Annotated in this window: 14 protein-coding genes; 10 read left to right on the top strand and 4 right to left on the bottom strand. The window is 45.1% G+C overall.

What is annotated here, in order from left to right:
* Positions 1 to 31: 31 nt before the first annotated feature.
* Complete coding sequence (locus G493_RS28815) at positions 32 to 295, bottom strand: hypothetical protein (protein ID WP_035274203.1); 264 nt, start codon at positions 293 to 295, stop codon at positions 32 to 34.
* Positions 296 to 978: 683 nt separating this feature from the next.
* Between G493_RS28815 and G493_RS0110675 the strand changes: the two genes are divergently transcribed.
* From G493_RS0110675 to G493_RS34645, 5 genes are all read left to right on the top strand, one after another.
* Positions 979 to 1,857: a glycosyltransferase family 2 protein gene (locus G493_RS0110675; protein WP_028580376.1), complete on the top strand. Its 879-nt coding sequence runs from the start codon at positions 979 to 981 to the stop codon at positions 1,855 to 1,857.
* A gap of 2 nt (positions 1,858 to 1,859) precedes the next feature.
* Positions 1,860 to 2,861: a lysylphosphatidylglycerol synthase transmembrane domain-containing protein gene (locus G493_RS0110670; protein ID WP_028580375.1), complete on the top strand. Its 1,002-nt coding sequence runs from the start codon at positions 1,860 to 1,862 to the stop codon at positions 2,859 to 2,861.
* 173 nt (positions 2,862 to 3,034) lie between these two features.
* Positions 3,035 to 4,465 carry a protoporphyrinogen/coproporphyrinogen oxidase gene (locus tag G493_RS0110665; RefSeq protein ID WP_051309216.1) on the top strand — a complete coding sequence of 477 codons (1,431 nt, stop codon included), beginning with the start codon at positions 3,035 to 3,037 and terminating at the stop codon, positions 4,463 to 4,465.
* Between the two features lie 100 nt (positions 4,466 to 4,565).
* Positions 4,566 to 6,419: a peptidase U32 family protein gene (locus tag G493_RS0110660; RefSeq protein ID WP_028580373.1), complete on the top strand. Its 1,854-nt coding sequence runs from the start codon at positions 4,566 to 4,568 to the stop codon at positions 6,417 to 6,419.
* A gap of 441 nt (positions 6,420 to 6,860) precedes the next feature.
* Entirely contained in the window at positions 6,861 to 8,897 is a 2,037-nt protein-coding gene (locus tag G493_RS34645; protein WP_028580372.1) for a methyl-accepting chemotaxis protein, read from the top strand.
* A gap of 167 nt (positions 8,898 to 9,064) precedes the next feature.
* Here G493_RS34645 and G493_RS0110650 read toward each other — a convergent pair whose 3' ends face one another.
* From G493_RS0110650 to G493_RS0110640, 3 genes are read right to left on the bottom strand one after another with little or no spacing between them, the layout of a single operon-like run.
* Positions 9,065 to 9,715: a hypothetical protein gene (locus tag G493_RS0110650; RefSeq protein ID WP_028580371.1), complete on the bottom strand. Its 651-nt coding sequence runs from the start codon at positions 9,713 to 9,715 to the stop codon at positions 9,065 to 9,067.
* Between the two features lie 2 nt (positions 9,716 to 9,717).
* Complete coding sequence (locus tag G493_RS0110645) at positions 9,718 to 10,839, bottom strand: DHHW family protein (protein WP_028580370.1); 1,122 nt, start codon at positions 10,837 to 10,839, stop codon at positions 9,718 to 9,720.
* Between the two features lies 1 nt (position 10,840).
* Complete coding sequence (locus G493_RS0110640) at positions 10,841 to 12,277, bottom strand: MBOAT family O-acyltransferase (protein ID WP_028580369.1); 1,437 nt, start codon at positions 12,275 to 12,277, stop codon at positions 10,841 to 10,843.
* Between the two features lie 577 nt (positions 12,278 to 12,854).
* Between G493_RS0110640 and G493_RS32095 the strand changes: the two genes are divergently transcribed.
* The 5 genes from G493_RS32095 (at position 12,855) to G493_RS0110615 (ending at position 18,054) form a co-directional block, all read left to right on the top strand.
* The gene (locus G493_RS32095; protein WP_051309215.1) at positions 12,855 to 14,108 is read left to right on the top strand and encodes a glycosyltransferase; all 1,254 of its coding nucleotides are present in this window, start codon (positions 12,855 to 12,857) and stop codon (positions 14,106 to 14,108) included.
* A 75-nt stretch (positions 14,109 to 14,183) separates the two neighbouring features.
* Entirely contained in the window at positions 14,184 to 15,161 is a 978-nt protein-coding gene (locus G493_RS0110630) for an NAD-dependent epimerase/dehydratase family protein (protein ID WP_051309214.1), read from the top strand.
* The gene (locus G493_RS0110625) at positions 15,158 to 15,961 is read left to right on the top strand and encodes a DapH/DapD/GlmU-related protein (RefSeq protein ID WP_051309213.1); all 804 of its coding nucleotides are present in this window, start codon (positions 15,158 to 15,160) and stop codon (positions 15,959 to 15,961) included. The genes G493_RS0110630 and G493_RS0110625 overlap by 4 nt, the downstream gene beginning before the upstream one ends.
* Complete coding sequence (locus tag G493_RS0110620) at positions 15,958 to 16,929, top strand: lysylphosphatidylglycerol synthase transmembrane domain-containing protein (protein WP_028580366.1); 972 nt, start codon at positions 15,958 to 15,960, stop codon at positions 16,927 to 16,929. The genes G493_RS0110625 and G493_RS0110620 overlap by 4 nt, the downstream gene beginning before the upstream one ends.
* 81 nt (positions 16,930 to 17,010) lie before the next feature.
* Positions 17,011 to 18,054, top strand: coding sequence for a glycosyltransferase family 2 protein (locus G493_RS0110615; protein WP_028580365.1), 1,044 nt, complete (start codon positions 17,011 to 17,013; stop codon positions 18,052 to 18,054).
* Positions 18,055 to 18,073: the final 19 nt, after the last annotated feature.

The following is an 18,073-nucleotide window of genomic DNA, read 5'->3' as shown; positions in this document are numbered from 1 at the left end:
GCGGCATCCTTCCTGCCCGGAGAAACAAACCCTATGTGCATTTAAGTTGCTCTTGCATTGTGTCAGCGTCCAACGTGTTGCGGGCTGGGCTGCTTTCGCTTGAAGCTTCTGAAGTCCAGGCCAGGATCTCTTCCTGGAAGTCGGCTTCATTGATCAGCTTCAAGGCTATGATTTCACATATTTCTTTTGAGAGAGAAGGGTAGTCCTGGCCAATGACATCAACGACCATCTCACCATTTTCATCAAGGGTCAGTAGGAGTGCAGCCTGGTTATGTTCTAATTTTACTGTGTGCACGTGTTTGTAGTATTAAGTTAATATTGGTTGTTTTTTTGATTAAGTCATCTTTGAATGTATAATATGTCAGTTTTTGACAACACACAAGTGCGATTTTATGGAGAAATTTCACGATTTGTTTAAGGAGCTGGATAACTATTTAATTTTATAAGTTATTTCTGGTGATGAGAATGTTTGTTTAGTGCTTCATTTGCAAACTTCCGCTTTTTTTCGCAGGATAGTTTGCGATACCGTATTCCGCCACTGAGTCTTCCGTGTATATTCAGATTTCTACCTTGCAATTCAAATTCTTGTGGACAATTGCTTTTTGTCAAGAGTATTATCGTCACACATTTCATGTGAAAGAACATCTGCAACCGTTGTGTGTACAACGGCATTTGTTTTGAACCGTTGGTAGAGCAGCCTTTAGCGCTGTATTTTGGTGATTACTTACCTTCCCGGCCGATTATCTTGGCCTCAGATCCTGTGGACCCTCAGGTGACAACCTCTATTATTTCGGGATGTGTTCTTGTACGGAACGTTTGCTGGAGGAATTCTGCGAATTTCTGACATTGGACACGACTATCCATGCGATGTGATATCGGATAATGTAGTGAGATAAGATTTATGTTCCAGTTTGGCGTATATGATAGATAGCCAGAATATCTTGGATATTCACTCTAATTTTTTAGGAGTAATACACAATGCCAGAGAGCAGCTTAAAAGAAATATCTGTGGTAATTCCAGCCTATAACGAGGAAAACGCAGTCGCGCAAGAGATCATGAATCTCAAGAAAGTATTGGATGTGTGCGATATTACTTATGAAATTATCGTTGTTGACGATGGCTCAAAGGACAGGACGGCGGAAGAGGCTATTGGTACAGGTGTGCAGGTTCTCAGGCATGTTAGAAACAGAGGATATGGAGCATCGTTAAAAACAGGTATTAATGCCGCCCAATATGACCATATAGCCATCACTGATGCCGATGGGACATATCCAGCAGAGGCATTGCCTGCAATGCTGAAGTTGGGAGCAGATTACGATATGGTCGTAGGAGCCAGGGTCGGGCCCAATGCACAGATTCCCACTATCCGTAAACCAGCCAAGTGGTTTTTGCGTATTCTGGCGAGTTACCTGGCCGGTCGGGTCATTCCGGATCTCAACTCCGGATTGCGGGTCATGAAAAAATCAGTGGTGAAACGTTTTGAATACCTTCTGCCATCGGGTTTTTCTTTTACCACCACCATTACGCTTTCCATGCTATGTAATGATTACCTGGTACATTATCACCCAATTGATTATTTCCAACGTGTGGGAAAATCTAAAATTAAACCAGTAGATGCCTATTATTTTTTTCTCCTTATTCTTCGCACAATCGTTTATTTCAATCCCCTGAAAGTGTTTTTACCTATTGGCGCGATATTTTTCGCGACAGGCCTTGGGAAGTTCATCTATGACCTTTTTCTGGGAAATATGTCTGAAACAGCAGTCCTGGGATTATTGGCAGCCTTTCTTTTCTGGGGAATGGGGCTTCTCTCCGATCAAATTGCCAAAGTCGGTATGAGTTTGCACAGGGAATAAGCATGCAATACCTTCTGGGGGTGTTCAAATCTCTCTGGCAGAAACCATTGGCCAGGGCCTTGACCAGCATACTCATCTTGGGTGTGTTGTTTACGCAGTTACCGATTGCAGAGTTCGGTCAGACGTTCTCAAAAATTTCTTTCACTCTCTGGGGATTGGTGGTGACTGTGTTTATTTTAGGTCACCTGGTCGGCGCTGCGAAATGGAATGTGCTGATAAATATTGGTCAAGGTGGTTTTTCGTACCTGCCCACAGTTCGTTATTATTTTGCTGGTCTCTTTGCCAATCTTTTTTTACCTTCAATTGCAGGGGGAGACGTGGTTCGCGCTGGGCTGGCAATTCGTCAAAACAGTATGGAGAAAGAAGCGGTTGTTTTGGGGAGCCTGCTTGATCGCTTTCTTGACATGGTTGCTCTGGCTTTGCTCATTATGTTCGGGGCTCTTTTTTCTCCACTTGGCTTAGGTGTAGAAGATCGATGGAGAATCTTGTGGGTGTGCATACTCCTTGCCTCTCTTTTTATAGGTGTTCTTCTGTTTGTCGTGGTTCCAATCCCTTCCAGTACGCCAGCAAAAGTATTGGCAATTATTGAGCGTGTTCGATCCATTCTCAGACAATTGTTTCTACGTCCCCAAAAGGCGATTCTTGGGCTATTCTTGGCTCTTTTGATACAAGGTACGTTTGTGGTGATCAACGCTTTTCTGGCAAAGCATATCGGGCTGGACCTGCCCCTGGCAGTATGGTTTTTAGCCTGGCCTCTGGCAAAACTTACGGCAACTTTACCTATCAGTCTCGGAGGACTTGGCGTTCGAGAGGCAGCTCTTTCCATTTTCCTTGGAAAATTTGGCGTCAGTATGGTGGCTGCTGTAAGCCTGGGGCTTATGTGGCAAGCTGTTTTAATCTGTGGGGGGGGACTCGGAGGTATATATTATATTATAGCCAGTCATCAGTTACCAACCGCTCAAGAATTAGGTGTTGCAACCAAAGAAAAGCATGAGGATGCCTGAATGTGGATACACCAGGCATTTTCATTAACTGAACCCGTAAGCGTCCTGGAGAGCGAGAGGTACAGAGTTGTTCCGTTGAGCCGCTGTTCGTATCTGTCTTGCAGGCTGAGCGCAACGTCTTCACGGATTCATGTTCAGAACAACGACAAAATAACGACCTATGGAGCATATTAATGTGTAAGCCACGTGTGGCGATTTTAGGTGCAGGACCTGCTGGTCTTGGTGCGGCATTTCAGTTAGCTCGTCAGCAATCTGCAGAAGTTACCGTTCTGGAGCAAAACAGTTACGTCGGAGGAAATGCAGGAAGTTTTGAACTGAATGGCATACACTTGGATTATGGTAGCCACAGGCTGCATCCGGCATGTGATCCTGAGGTGTTACGAGATATTCGATCTCTACTCAAAGCTGATCTCCTTGATCGGCCTCGCCATGGGCGTATCCGTCTACGAAGGCGATGGATTCATTTTCCTCTTAAGCCCCTGGATCTTGCCCTTAAACTCCCACCAGCTTTTGCGATCGGTACTTTTGGAGATATTCTGCGGAAACAATTTCCCGGGGGGAACGATAACTCTGGATGCGGTAAAGAAACTTTTGCGTCTGTACTGCAGGCTGGACTTGGCAGGACAATTTGCAGGGATTTTTATTTTCCTTATGCACGCAAGTTATGGGGCACAGAGCCGGAATCATTATCTGCAATTCAGGCTCATAGAAGAGTTTCCGCAGGTTCTCTCGCGAAGATAGTTCGGAAAGTACTTGCCGCTATTCCAGGATTAAAGCCGGAGGGTAGTGGACGGTTTTTTTATCCCGTTAAAGGGTTCGGACAAATTTCAGAGGCGTATTATCAAGCTGCTGTTCAGGCAGGTGTACAGTTTCATTTTAACACGTCTCTTACCAGTGTAAATATGCAGGGTGCCAGCAGGTCAGTGTCCTTTTTGCAAGATGGTCAAGAGAAAACCATAGAAACAGATAACGTCTGGTCAACCATCCCCATTACCGTGCTTGCCAGGTTGCTTATGCCATCTGTTCCCATGAAAGTCCTGGAGGCAGCAGAAAATCTTGCATACCGATCAATGATTCTTGTCTACCTGATACTGGAGCAGAATCAGTTTACGGAATATGACGCTCATTATTTTCCTGAAACAGCAATAGGTATTTCACGTCTCTCGGAACCTAAAAACTATAATGCATCCATTCAGCCTGAGGGGAAAACCATACTCTGTGCAGAATTACCTTGTTCTAAAGACGATGATGTCTGGACACAGAGTGATGAAGAGCTTGGGACCCTGGTCTGCGAGAGCCTTGCCGCTGCGGGAATACCTATTCAGACAACTGTTCTGGAGGTCGTTACCAGACGCCTGCCACAGGCCTATCCCATTTATACAAACGGATATGATGAATATTTTGATCAGCTTGACAAATGGTTGGGTGGCGTGGATGGTCTGCTGACTTTCGGTCGACAGGGGGTGTTTGCCCATGATAACACCCATCATGCCTTGTTTATGGGGTATAGTGCAGCCCGCTGTCTGGATGAGGAAGGACAATTCGATTCCTCGCAGTGGCAAAGATACCGTGAAATTTTTAAAACTCACGTGGTTGAGGATTAAAAATAGAGAGGATCGAACAATACTCAAGTGAATAGGCAGAGCCATTGGGGCTCTGCTTTTTTTGTTTGCAATGTAAAAAGCTGATACTATTTTTTGCAGTATGAATAGAGAAAAAAGAAAAATAGAGTTACTCGCACCTGCAGGTAATCTCCGTAGCGGGATAGCTGCCATTAATCACGGTGCAGATGCTGTTTATATAGGCGGACCTGCTTTCAGCGCACGCGCTGCAGCTTCAAACAGTCTGGCCGATATTGAACAATTGGTTCGTTACAGCCACCAGTTCAATGCAAGAGTGTATGTGGCACTCAATACCCTGTTTACAGACAGGGAGATAGAACAGGCTGTGGATCTTACCTGGCAAATGTATGAAATCGGTGCTGACGCTCTTATTGTACAGGACGTTGGACTGCTGGAATCTGATATTCCCCCCATTCCCCTACATAGTTCAACCCAGATGAATAATCGTACCCCTGAAAAAGTACGGTTCCTTGAAGAGGTTGGTTTTTCCCAGGTTGTTCTGGCCCGGGAATTAAGTCTGGACCAGATTCGATCTATCCGCGCAGCAACGACGGTTCCCCTGGAATGTTTTATTCATGGGGCATTGTGTGTCTCATACAGCGGGCAGTGCTATATCAGTGAGTCGGTTGCCGGCAGGAGCGCTAACCGGGGAAATTGTGCTCAGTTTTGTCGTCATGCCTATGATCTTTGCGATCTGCAGGGTAACACTCTGGCTCAGGAGAAGTATTTATTGAGCCTGAAGGATCTCAATCTCTCTCACTACCTCAACGCGTTGATTGATGCAGGTATTGATTCGTTTAAGATAGAAGGTCGTTTGAAAAATGAGAACTATGTTAAAAATATTACTGCATATTACCGACAGTTGCTCGATGCCCTGATATTGGAGCGGAAAGATTTGGTACCTTCCTCCAGCGGCATCTGTAATTTTACGTTCGTTCCTGATCCTGACCGAGTATTCAACCGTGGCTACTGTTCTTATTTTGTAAAAGGTAAGAGAAATCGGGTGGCCCAGGTAGAGACGCCCAAGTCTTTAGGGAAAATGCTGGGACAGGTAAACGAAATACAATCACGCTCTTTTACGCTCAATACCAAGGAGACTGTCGTCAACGGAGATGGTCTTTGTTTTTTTAATGATCAGCATCAATTGGTTGGAATCAGGGTAAACAGGGCCGAGGGTACTACTATATTTCCCTGGGACGGTGTGACGAAAGCAGGATTGCGTAGCGGACTGAATGTATATCGAAATCTGGATGTTGAGTTTTCCAGGCAGTTGCAAAACAGCATCCTGTGTCGACGGATAACCGTAGCGTTGACATTGCAGGACAAGGGAAATTTTCTCCAATTGCAATGTGTGGATGAAGATGCCATTGAATCCGTTGCCTCCATCCCTATTACAAGGGAGAAAGCCCGCAAACCAGGTACCTTGGAAGCAGTGGCTTGCAGGCAGTTGCAGAAAAGTGGAGAAACTGTTTTTTCCATTGGAACAATCAACACTGAACTCGATGAGGATCTTTTTGTTCCAACGGCAGTTATCAATGCATTGCGTAGAAAAGCCCTGGACCTCCATCTGGAGAGACGATTGGAGCATTACCAGCAGAAGAAAGTTTCACTGAATCGTAACACATACCCGTGGGTGGCTCAAACGGTGTCGTTTTTTGACAATATAACCAATAGCAGGGCAGCAGCCTTTTATCTGCGTCATGGTGTCCCCCCCTTTTCCTGGAAGGAGTTACGTGCTGAGTTTCAAGATAAAGGAGCTCTGATGACAACCAGGTATTGTGTTCGCTATCAGTTAGGCATGTGTTTGCGGAAAGGTCCACAGGAAATATCTGCAGAACCGCTTATTCTAGCTGACAGGACAGGAAAATATCTGCTTGAATTTTGTTGCAGGCAATGTGAGATGACGATAAAAAAATTGATAAAACTTGATTCCTAGTCCATCTCAACGTTGTATCTGCTTGATAGCACATCTGTATTCCCTTTGCGGCAACTCGTTCCACAATTTGACAATTATCTCCCGTGTGCTAGAATTTTTCTTATCTTATAGAATATTAGCGCGTCATGCTATTGTTTGTATCCCTGCTGTTTGTACTTTTTGTTTGCGTATTAACCCGCATTTCTCGTGACTTCTTTGGATAAAGGTACAGTCATTCTGAAATGATTGCATTTGTCGGGTGTTCTTGGAAGACATTGTGCTTCCAGGGAAATTTAAACGTTCGTATTGCAGGGGGAGCAGATTATACACATTTGTTGTATTGGCAGACGGTGTCATTCTGGTGAATGATCATTATGTAGTGTTGCATATAAAATGCATCCTTTTTGAAGCGCGCCTGTATTGGCTATAAGCACAGGAAAAGAATACATAAAGGAGATTGCCATGGGGTTGTTTGATTTCAAGAAAAAACTGAAAAATGACCTTCACGTGGGGGCTGTTGTCGTTGAAAGTAGTGTTGACCGTTTGTCAACAAAGCTCAATGCGGTGTCTCTGGAGCCAACGTTTATATCAGCCTATGTTTCTCCTTATGTGGATATTGAACAAGCAGCCAAAATCATTACCGCCAGATTTCCCAAGGTTCCCATGACCCTTTGCTCCACAGCCGGAGAACTTTGTTCAACTGACGAAAAGCTTTATTGCCAGACAGGGAACAGCTGGGACAGAGTGGTGGTGCATTGTTTCGACGCCTCGGTTGTTTCCAAAGCCGAAATAGTGAGCCTTCCCCTTGCCTGCGAAGACCTGCGTAGAGGTAATGTTGAAATGCCTCTTAATGACCGTATTGCAAGAATCAAGAGAGGGATTGAAAGTCTGAAAGTCTCCATGCCTTTGGATTACCGTGATACGTTTGCTTACATTCTTTTCGATGGGTTATCAGCATCTGAATCATTTTTCATGGAGGCACTATACGATTCGGGACGCTTTCCCTGCCTGTTTGTTGGAGGATCTGCTGGTGGGAAGCTTGATTTCCAACACACCTGGCTGCATGATGGAAAGAAGAAATATGAAAACCATGCCTTGATCGCCTTTATAAAGACTGCTCCTGGAGTACGCTTCGGCATTATGAAAAGTCAGAATTTTGAGCCGACTGCTCATGTATACTCCGTTCTCTCAGCTTCTGTGGAGCAGCGATACGTTAGCCAGGTGATAGATAAGCAGGGGAGGATCAGCACTCTCGTCGAAGCATTGTGCGATACTTTACATTGTTCACCGACAGGGTTGGAAGGAAAGCTCTCGGGGTATTCCTTTGCAATTCATGTGGGCAAGGAACTGTTTGTTAGATCCATATCACAGATAAATCTGGAAACCGGTAACGTACATTTTTATTGTGATATCTCTCCAGGAGAGCAGATTTTGTTGGTTAAAAGAGGCGATCTTACTCAAAATACGCGGAGGGATTTTGAGCGTTTCATGGAGGGAAAACCTGCCCCTCCCATTGCTGGAATTTTAAACGACTGTATTTTGAGACGTCTGCTCAATGAACGGGAACTAGCAGGTATGGGAAAAGTATTGCATGGGCCTGGTATGGCAGGTTTTTCTACCTTTGGGGAGATTTTGGGACTGAATCTTAATCAGACCCTGACAGCAGTGTTTTTCTTCAGGGTGGGTGACGGACAGCAGTTCAGGGATGGGTATGTAGATGGATTCGTTTCCCATTATGGTGAATTTAAGGCGTTTTTTTTGAAAAGGCAGATTGCTAAGCTCAATGGGCTGGCCCAGGTTGTTGTCAGGCAGATATCTGATTTCAAGCAGCATGATTATGAGAGCCATCTTGATGCAGTTGGAATGGATCCGACCATGGCAAGGGTATTTGCGGGTCTCAATGATCTGGGAAATACACTCCAGGCTGTTAACGAGCAGCGTCGGGACATGTCTGGAAGGATAGAGGATTGTTCCACGGATATTTATGGATCTGTTGATAATCTGGTTTCACATATCGATCGGCAGATAAAGGCTATTGAAGAGCTGGGAGGCAATGTATCAGAGCTGGCAGAACAGGCGACAACAACCGCAGCCAGTGCGCACGATTTAGCCGATGCCAGTCGACGTATTCAGAAAGTAGTTGAAATAATTGAGCAGATTGCTGACCAGACCAACCTGTTGTCACTTAATGCAACCATTGAGGCGGCTCGGGCTGGTGAGAGCGGCCGTGGTTTTGCGGTTGTAGCCGATGAAGTCCGTGGTCTGGCGGAACGATCCCGAACCAGTGCTCTTGAAATACGAAACAGTATTGTTTCATTGGCTTCCGAAATCGGCAATGTGGCCACTGAAATTGAATCACAGAACGAGAGTGTTCTCAATCTTTCATCGCTGTTGGATGTCATTAAGGAGGCAAGTGATCAGACTTCAGAAACAGCCAGTCATACAAGAGGGATTGCAGATACATTAAAGGATGTTATCAGTTCACAGCACACGTTGTAATAACAAGCATGAAAGAAGAAGGGTGGAGGAGTTTGTTCGAAAATGCCTCTAAATGTCTCTTCTCGGACAACCCTCTCCTGTCTGTGGAGGTTATCAGCACGTTATCTGCCATTCTTTGTTAGCAGTGTGGTCGGGCAAGATTGCCCGACCATAATCAAGGTGACTTGTCACGGCTTTTGTATTTTGGTCAATGGTTCATTTTTCTTTGGTTCACTGAAACGAACCACCCAGAGCATTATCCACATGCCGGTAAAGAGCATAAAAAATACTTTAACCCCAAACAGCAGCTCTGTGGCTAAATTCCCTTTCTGCTGTGCTTCAAGGGGTGGGGAAAACGTATATACATAGTAGGGGTCAACAGCCGCATCTTCGGTTTGTATACCCATGGTATTCGAACCTATTGTATTGAAGGCTGTAATTTGATTGCTGAGCGTAGGGGTGACACGGAGCAGATCAACGAGTTGTTTACCTCGCACGTTGTACAATCCCGCCTCCTTCATGACAGCTGAACCTGCCATGTTCATCACATCCAAACGTATTCCATGAATTTTGCTGGCGGCAATGGTCAGGTAAAGCGGTGTTTCTACTTCTGGTGTAATAACAAAACTTGTTGAGTCATCTTCTCCGTATCCCCCCCCTATATCATAAAACAGCTGAAATATGAGGGGAGTATCTTCTGTGGGCAGTGTTGTCGGGGTAAGTGTTACGGTAGCTTTGAAAATTATCTGCTTTTCTGCCTGGTCGTGAAACCAGGTAGAGATGACAGCTAGGATCAGGGCCAGAATACAAGGAAGATAGTGGTTTTGAAATCGGGACATCGTCATCCTTCTGGTGTGCGGAGCCAGCGAGTGGTGCGTTGCTCTATGACCAGCTCCGGGTTATGTTTAAGGGTAAGTTCCTGCATGTTGACTCTACGTACAGGACTGTGTGGGATATAGGTAACTGTCCCAAACGTTTCTGTGAGGTATGGCATCAGGGCCAGGGAATAGGAGTCTCTGAACATAAGAACAGAATATGGTTTACCTGTACATGTTGTGGTAAACCATGCACGGTTGCGTGCTGCTGATGTGGGAAGGTTCTGTTCATTAATGGCTCGATTGAAACATTCCGACTGCCAGTTTTGTGGTATGAAAGCTGTTTCCCGTAAGCTGTCTCCCAGGTTGAGTGATTCCGCCAGATCTCCACCTTCCTCTTGTACTGCTATGAAATCCTGCACAGAAAGGTGTATTGGTTGTACCTGTGGGAGAACACGGTTGATTTCCTGCAACAGAGCACGATATCCATAGTAGGCTCCAAGACTGTTCCAGTGAGTGTCTGTTTTATGGTAAATCTGTCCGTTTTTTTTAGCTTGTTGCAGTGCCTTTCTCATATCTACTACGGTAACGTTTGTATGGCGCTGTAGATATGTTGTCAACTGGTCGGCCCTGCTTTCCGGACTGACAGGTTGGAAAGCATCTGGAAGGTTTTCTCCGTATACAATATGTTTGCTCGGTGTTATGACGAACATGTACTGAACGTTTCTCTGTTGCAGCCAGCGTTGTTTTTCTATAAGTACGTTGGCCCAGTGTCGTAGTTCTGCTTCAGAAAATGGCCATTGGTTTCGCATGTCTTTGAAGTGCGGCTGGCCATTTTGAAACAGCCAGCCGTTTTTGCCAACTATAACTTTTTCTGAAGATGATACATTGAAAAGCGCAAACTGATACAGGGCATGTGTTTTGAGAAGGGGTTCTCTGAGGCCAAACTGATCGTTGAAATATTTTTCAAACTGTTTAGGGTAGCCGCTTACTCCGGTTTCTTTCAGAGAGGGTAGGGAAGCCAGTTTTCGTTTTTCATGTATGGATATTTCTTTTCCTCCTGATATGAGAAGAAGAGATACCGGAATCCAGAGGGCTACAAAAAATGTAGAAATGAAGATAAGATGTAAAGGTTTGGGACAATGCATGTCAAAACCTGAAATAAATAAAAGGGTTGTGTGTTCCTGCCGCCAGTTCCATGGCACATAAGATAAAAAGCACTGCAAAAAAGAGAAAGCTCATTATGCACCAGAACATGGTATTTGTAGATGCTGAACCAGGCACGAAAAGAGTTTGCTGACCTTTCAGAAAAAGAGGGGTGGCACCGGCACAGGCCAGGATGAGAACGAAGACGGAGTGACTGTTCCAGACAAGGTCTAAAGGATATATCTGTGAGGATATACGGTGACCACCAAACATTGCTGCAATAAAATGCAAGCCTGTTTGTATGGAATCAGCTCTGAAAAATACCCAGGTTACAAGAACCCCGAATAGAAGATACATATGGCGCAGAATGTTTGGGAGTGTACTGAGCAGAGTGCCCCACAAGAAACGTTCGCCTATGAGGAAACAGCCGTGCAGGGTTCCCCAGAGTACAAAATTCCAACTTGCTCCGTGCCAGAGTCCGCAGAGCAGGAAAACTATCCACAGGTTGATTCCTGTTCGCCAGGGTGAATAGCGGTTGCCGCCAAGGGGGATGTAGAGATAATCCCGAAACCAGCGACTGAGTGATATATGCCAGCGTTGCCAGAATTCACGGAAGGATCGTGCCGTGTATGGATAGTTGAAATTAATGAGAAATTCAAAGCCAAACATGCGGCCTAGGCCGATGGCCATGTCGGAGTATCCGGAAAAATCAAAATATATCTGCAGGGTGTAGGCTATGGCGCCACTCCAGGAGAGAACCAGGGAAAGTTCTTCAACGGGCAGTGCAAAAATCTGGTCAGCAACACTTCCCATGGGGTTTGCCAGCAGCATTTTCTTACTCAGACCTATGATGAAAAGGATTATACCGCTATGGAATTTTACTGGTGTATGCTGCCTGTTTCGTAGTTGTAGGGCTATATCGTGGTAACGAACTATCGGGCCGGCAATCAGTTGAGGAAAAAGGGCTATGTAGAGCCCGCAATCCAGTACATTTCGTTGAACACGGGTCTGTTTTCGAAAAACATCAATTACATAGGAGAGAGCCTGGAAGGTAAAGAAAGAAATACCGATGGGCAAATGGATTGGAGCAAGCTCAAGAGGAGCAATTTCTAGCTGGTGAAGAAGCATGTTGAGACTTTCAACTAAAAAATTAGCGTATTTGAATGCTCCCAGCATTCCAAGATCTATTGTGATTGCAAGTGTCAGGAATAGCTTGGCCCGGAAAGGAGAGTTGTTTGCGGCCAGGAGTAATCCTATTCCGTAATTAAAAAAGATGGAGAAAAGCATGAGGATGAGATAGATTCCCTCCCCCCATGCATAGAAAAACAGGCTGGCAAGCAGCAGGCAGAGGTTGCGTAACCGGATACCAGGAATGCAGTAGTAACCTGTGAGAACAATCGGAAGAAAGAGAAAGAGAAAAACCGTTGAGCTGAATATCACTGGAATACTGTCCGCTGAGGCACAAAATCCTTGTTGTCTCTACTCCGTATCCTGCCGAAGAATACAAGGGTAGAGAGATTTTTTGGCGTTATTTTTTTCTTGCTGTGTCAATATAACTGAAGATATACAAGGTGCATGAAAAATATTAGTTATGCAAGCAAAATTAACGGGTAATACCCAACGAAAGCCATTGGATTAACACCGGCTTTAGGTACTATGAGAATCTTCTGTAAATGAGACGATTTATCCACACAGGGCATGTATCCTTTTAAAAAGTCAGTCGCCCTGTAATTACAGCTACGGGAAAAATTTAGGGCAGCGGAAATTAAATGATCCAATCTTGTTGGTCTATCAACTCATTTTCACGACTGTTTCACTGGATCAATACGGCCTGCATGGAACCATTGCGACATTCATGAGAATGAGCCGATGTTCTGGCAGTTTTTGGTAGTGATTATTTTCCGTTACCCTTAAGAATGATCGTCTCTTCTAGAAATCGTTACCCAAAAAAATAATGCAGATGAAGGATGCCTGCTGAATTCGTTCTGAACGGGCAATTACATAAGGAGTCGTTAGTTTGGAGCTCAATGCAAGAAAACAGGATCAGAAGGAAAATCGCGTTCTTCTGCTTGCCCCGCAACCTTTTTATCAGGAACGGGGAACTCCCATGAATGTTCGCCTTATGTGCACCATTCTCGGAAAAGCCGGATACAAGGTGGATCTGTTAGTGTTCCCTACAGGCAGCAGTCTTGAAATACCTGGCGTACGTATTTTTCGCGTGCCCAATGTGTTCAGACTCAAACGGATTGCCATCGGCTTTTCCATGATCAAACTTATGATGGATGCTGTTCTTATTCCGTATGCCGTTTTTCTATGCCTGCGAAACAGATACCATGTTGTTCATGGTATAGAAGAAGGCGGAGTGGTCGCGGTTGCCCTTGGCAAACTTTTTGCCTGCAAAAGTGTTTATGATATGGATTCGGTTATATCAGCCCAGTTTTCCACCCATGGTCTTGCTGGCGTTTTTCAACGTTTTATTTCCTTGGTTGAAAAGCTGGCTATTCGCAAAGCGTCGCTGGTTTTAACGGTGTGCGAATCTTTATCCGTTCATGCCGGAAACTTGCAGCCCGGTGGACAGATAGTGCAGATCGAAGATATCCCTCTGGATTTTGCATTTCCACTCTCTGAAGAAAAGAAAATGGCAAGTATGCAGACTGTGACAACGTACTTGAAAGACAGACAATTACTCGATAAGCAACTGTTTGTCTATACCGGAAATCTTGAATCATACCAGGGGATAGATCTCATGCTTGAGGCATGGCAACAGGCATGCCTCAAGTCAGAGAATATGAGTGACGCCAGGCTCGTAATCGTTGGAGGCGCGGAAGGCGCGGTTGACGCTTATAGGAGAAAAATAAAGGAACAGCAAGGGTTGGAAGGTGTATTGTTTGTTGGTCAGCGACCGGCAGAAGAGATGGGAGCCTGGATGCAGCATGCGTATTGCCTGCTTTCTCCCAGGGCAGAAGGTGAAAATACACCTTTGAAAATCTATAGCTACATGTCTTCAGGAAAGCCTGTTATTGCTACCAATATCGTCTCCCATACCCAGGTATTGAGCGATGCAACAGCAGTTATGGTGGCTCCTGAAGCTGACGTTATGGGCAAGGCCTTTATCCAGGTTGTTCAGAATGCCGATGACATGGCTGCAAAGGGAATGGCCGCAAGGCAGGATGTGGCGTCCCGTTTTGGATATGAAGTTTTTTCTGCAAAACTTCTTGCAGCGTATGCTGAATTGGTCAAGAAAAGAAGTGATAGAAACATTTTGGGGTAATGATCTGCAGGAAAACAAAGAAGCGCGTAATCGAAAATCCACTCGTATCAGTGGAATATGAGAAGAGAGAATATAATGGAATCAATACTAGTCACTGGTGGGAATGGATTTCTCGGTTCCCATATTGCTAACCGGTTACAGACTCTTGGATACCGAGTTCGTATTTTTGCACGCCGTCATGGACAGCAAGCCGTACGGGAAGAGTTTGACACAGTCTGGGGTGACATCCGTGACAAGGAAGCTGTCCGTACAGCTGTTCAGGGCATGGACCGTGTGATTCACACTGTTTCAAATTTTCGTAAAGGTGGATCAGATAAAGATGAAGCTCATGCCATTAACGTGGAAGGTACCAATAACGTTCTGGAGGCATGTAGTGAATTTAAGGTGAAACAGCTTATTCACTGCTCTACCATAGGTGTACATGGAAGTGTCAAGGAGATACCGGCAACTGAAACCACACCTTACAATCCAGGAGACCTTTACCAGGAAACCAAGCTGGAAGCAGAGCTTGCTGTCCGTAAATTCGCTGAAGATAAAAAATTGCCTACAACTGTAATCCGGCCAATTTCTCTTATCGGGCCTGGTGATATGCGAATGCTTAAGCTGTTTCGTATGATTCAGAAAGGGAAATTTTTCAAGGTAGGTCCCTGTACTGCATATTTTCAACCTGCGTATATAGACGATGTGGTTGAAGGATTTGTTACCTGTCTGGGTAATGAAAAGGCCCTGGGGGAGGTCTTTATTGTCGGTGGTGAGGAGTATGTTCCACTGGAAGAGCTGTTCCAGATTATCGCTGATGAATTGGGAGTAACCCCACCTAAAATTCGTATTCCTTTGACCCCGGTTCTCTGGATGGCCTCACTCTGTGAAACTATATGCGTGCCTTTACATCTGGAGCCGCCATTGCACAGACGTCGAGTTAGTTTTTACCAGAATAACCGGGCGTTTGACATATCTAAAGCCAAAGAGAAACTGGGATATAGGCCCGCTGTCTCCTTACGTGATGCAATCAGGAAAACCATTGACTGGTATCGCCGGGAGGGATGGTTATGAGTGCTGACAACAGCAGAGACCAACAGGAAATTTTTTCCGCTGAGCAGGCGGCAGAAGGAAAAACAGCGCTTCAGTCAGCTTTGACAGATAAGAAAACCTCGGCGTTGAAAAAATATCAACAGGTTGTAATCGGACGACCTGGCCTGATGAAACTCCTGTTTCTGGAACTGATTACATTGTTTATTACTCCCATGCCGGGTGCTCTGGGACTTTTACTACGCAGTAAGATCTATCCCTTGATTTTTGGCTCCATTGGTAAGAAAGTTGTGTTTGGTCGTTCCATGACCATTCGTCACCCCCATAAAATCCATATTGGAGATCATACTGTCATTGACGACTATGCAGTACTGGATGCCAAAGGTGAGAATAACAGGGGAATCAGAATTGGCAGTAATGTCATGATTGGCAGATCAACGGTGGTGAGTTGTAAAAATGGCGACATCACCATAGGTGATAATACCAATATTGCCATGAACTGCTTTATCCAGTCTGCAGGCAATGTACATATCGGAGATTTTGTTCTGTTTGGCGCGTACTGTTATGTCATCGGCGGTGGTGACCATCAGTTTGACAGAATAGATATCCCTATTATCAGCCAGGGACAGATAGTTCGTGGTATCCGTATCGATAAGAATTGCTGGCTCGGTGGCGGTGTGCTTGTCCAGGACGGGGCAGAGATAGAGCGCGATTCCATTGTCGGTAGCGGCGCTGTGGTGCGAGGCCATATTCCTGCATACAGCATTGCTGCAGGTGTTCCTGCCCGAATACTAAAATCCCGGAAAGAGAAGGGGGCTGAGTGAAAATTTTGCCCAGGATCTCGTATTGGCTCAAATTATGTATAAGTTTGTCCATACTCGGGATTATTTTAACCCAGATTGACTGGCAGACTTTTCTCCATACACTGCGCAGCGGTGACATTATGCTGCTGAGTGCAGCGTTTCTGCTCTTGTGGGTTGAGCGTGGCTGGGCTGTGGTCAAATGGCATTTTCTCCTGCGAACTCAGGGGGTGGCTATCTCCTGGTGGACCTTGTTCGGAATTTACAACATAGGCGCTTTCTGGGGCTTGTTTCTTCCCTCCAGCCTGAGCACTGATGTGGTCAGAGGGTATTATCTATCTAAAAATACCAGAAATATGGAGTTATCTGCAGCTTCTGTTGTTGTAGATAGGATGATGGGGCTCTTTTCTCTGCTTTTTCTCTGCCTTGTAAGTATAGGCGTGTATAGCTCCAAATTACAAACCTCGGTTATTGAACATGTGGTGCTGAGCAGTCTGTTTTTTATTCTTCTGGCTGTCCTGGTACATCTGGATTGGGTTTCTGATGTGTTGGAAAAAAAGATCCCATTTTTTGCCCAGCATAGTCTGGGTAAAAAATTGATCAGCATGCACAGAGCTTTCCTTCAATTCAAGAAATTTCCCCGTATCCTGTTAATATCGTTCATATTTTCCCTGGTACTGCAATTCATCAGGGTCATCACTATGTATGTTACTGCGTGTGCCTTTGGCATTGACGCCGATATAGTGACCTTTTTTATTGTGGTGCCCATTACAGTGATCGTGATTATGATCCCCGTTTCTGTGGGTGGGCTCGGAGTAAGAGAAGGAGCCTTTGTCAGTCTCTTCGGGCTTGTAGGTATCGGCGTCAATGAATCTTTTGTGATTTCAGGGACTAATTCCGTAATGGTTACCCTCATCGGTTTGATGGGGGGAATTTTCTATATAGCCTATAAAAACAAGGTACCAGCCGAATATGGACAGGTTAAGCAATGAACTGTTTTGCTGGTCAGGTATCAGAGGCTCAATTCGAACAACAATTATTATTTCTGGATAGATATAAACCAGGAGAGCAGAGTGGAACATTTTTCAGCAGCTGACGTAACCATCGCTGTCATAAACTATAACGGCAGAACGAAGATCCCAGATTTGTTTGAATCCATTCTCAACCTTGTGGAACCTCCAGGTGAGGTCATTATGGTTGATGACGGATCAAACGACGGCAGCCCTGATTGGGTTGAAGCACATTGGCCTGATGTGCGAGTTATTCGTTTTACAGAAAATTCAGGCGGAATGCTCAATATTGTGCGAAACAGAGCACTGCGCGAGGCGAGAAAACCGTTGGTATTAATTGTGGATAACGATGTGGTTCTTTTACCGGATTGTCTTCGGGAAGCATTACATGGCCTCAACACCTTACCGGATGCTGCCGTCTGCATGACCCGTGCTGTTTATGATGATCGTCCTGACATTATCTACCAGGATGGTCAGATGCTGCATTACATAGGTGCATCTCCGAATATTAACCGGGAAGCATCCATTCAGGAGGTTGATGCAGAACCCAGACTCAGTATTGGCTGGGGAGTACAGTTGATAAATACCAAACGCTGCGAACCACTTGGTTGGTTCAATGAAGCGTATCCCATGGGTTGGGGAGATGACGGTGAATTTAATCACAAATTGAATATGGCCGGACTCAACTGCTATCATATTCCCAAGTCTGTGGTGATTCATAAACGGCATAGCGCCTCAAAACGGTATATGGGCAGCGTCAGTAACCGGTGGCGGTTTCTTCTGGAAATGTATTCAGTGAAAACCCTGGTTCTCATTTCCCCTGCCTTGATTTTTTACGAAATTCCCCTGTTTCTTTTTCTGGTTATGAAAAAGCGGCCTGGCGATTATTTCAGGGGCATGTGGCATATGACGACACGGTTGCCTGGCATTTTACGTGAGCGAAAAAAAATACAGTTTCACAGGAGAGTTGCCGATAGAGAACTTATGGGGTGCGGTGATATTTTTGTATATACAGATGATATGTCATCCAAGATACTTCAACTCGGGTACAATTTTTTGAACAAAGCTCTCTTTTTTTACTGGCGAATTATTCGCAAAGCGCTATAAAACGATAAGAGATGGCTCT

It is taken from the genome of Desulfogranum japonicum DSM 18378 (assembly GCF_000429945.1).
Classification (GTDB): Bacteria; Desulfobacterota; Desulfobulbia; order Desulfobulbales; family Desulfobulbaceae; genus Desulfogranum; species Desulfogranum japonicum.
Note: the sequence above shows the minus strand (reverse complement) of the source record. Positions and strands in the feature narration are given on the sequence as shown.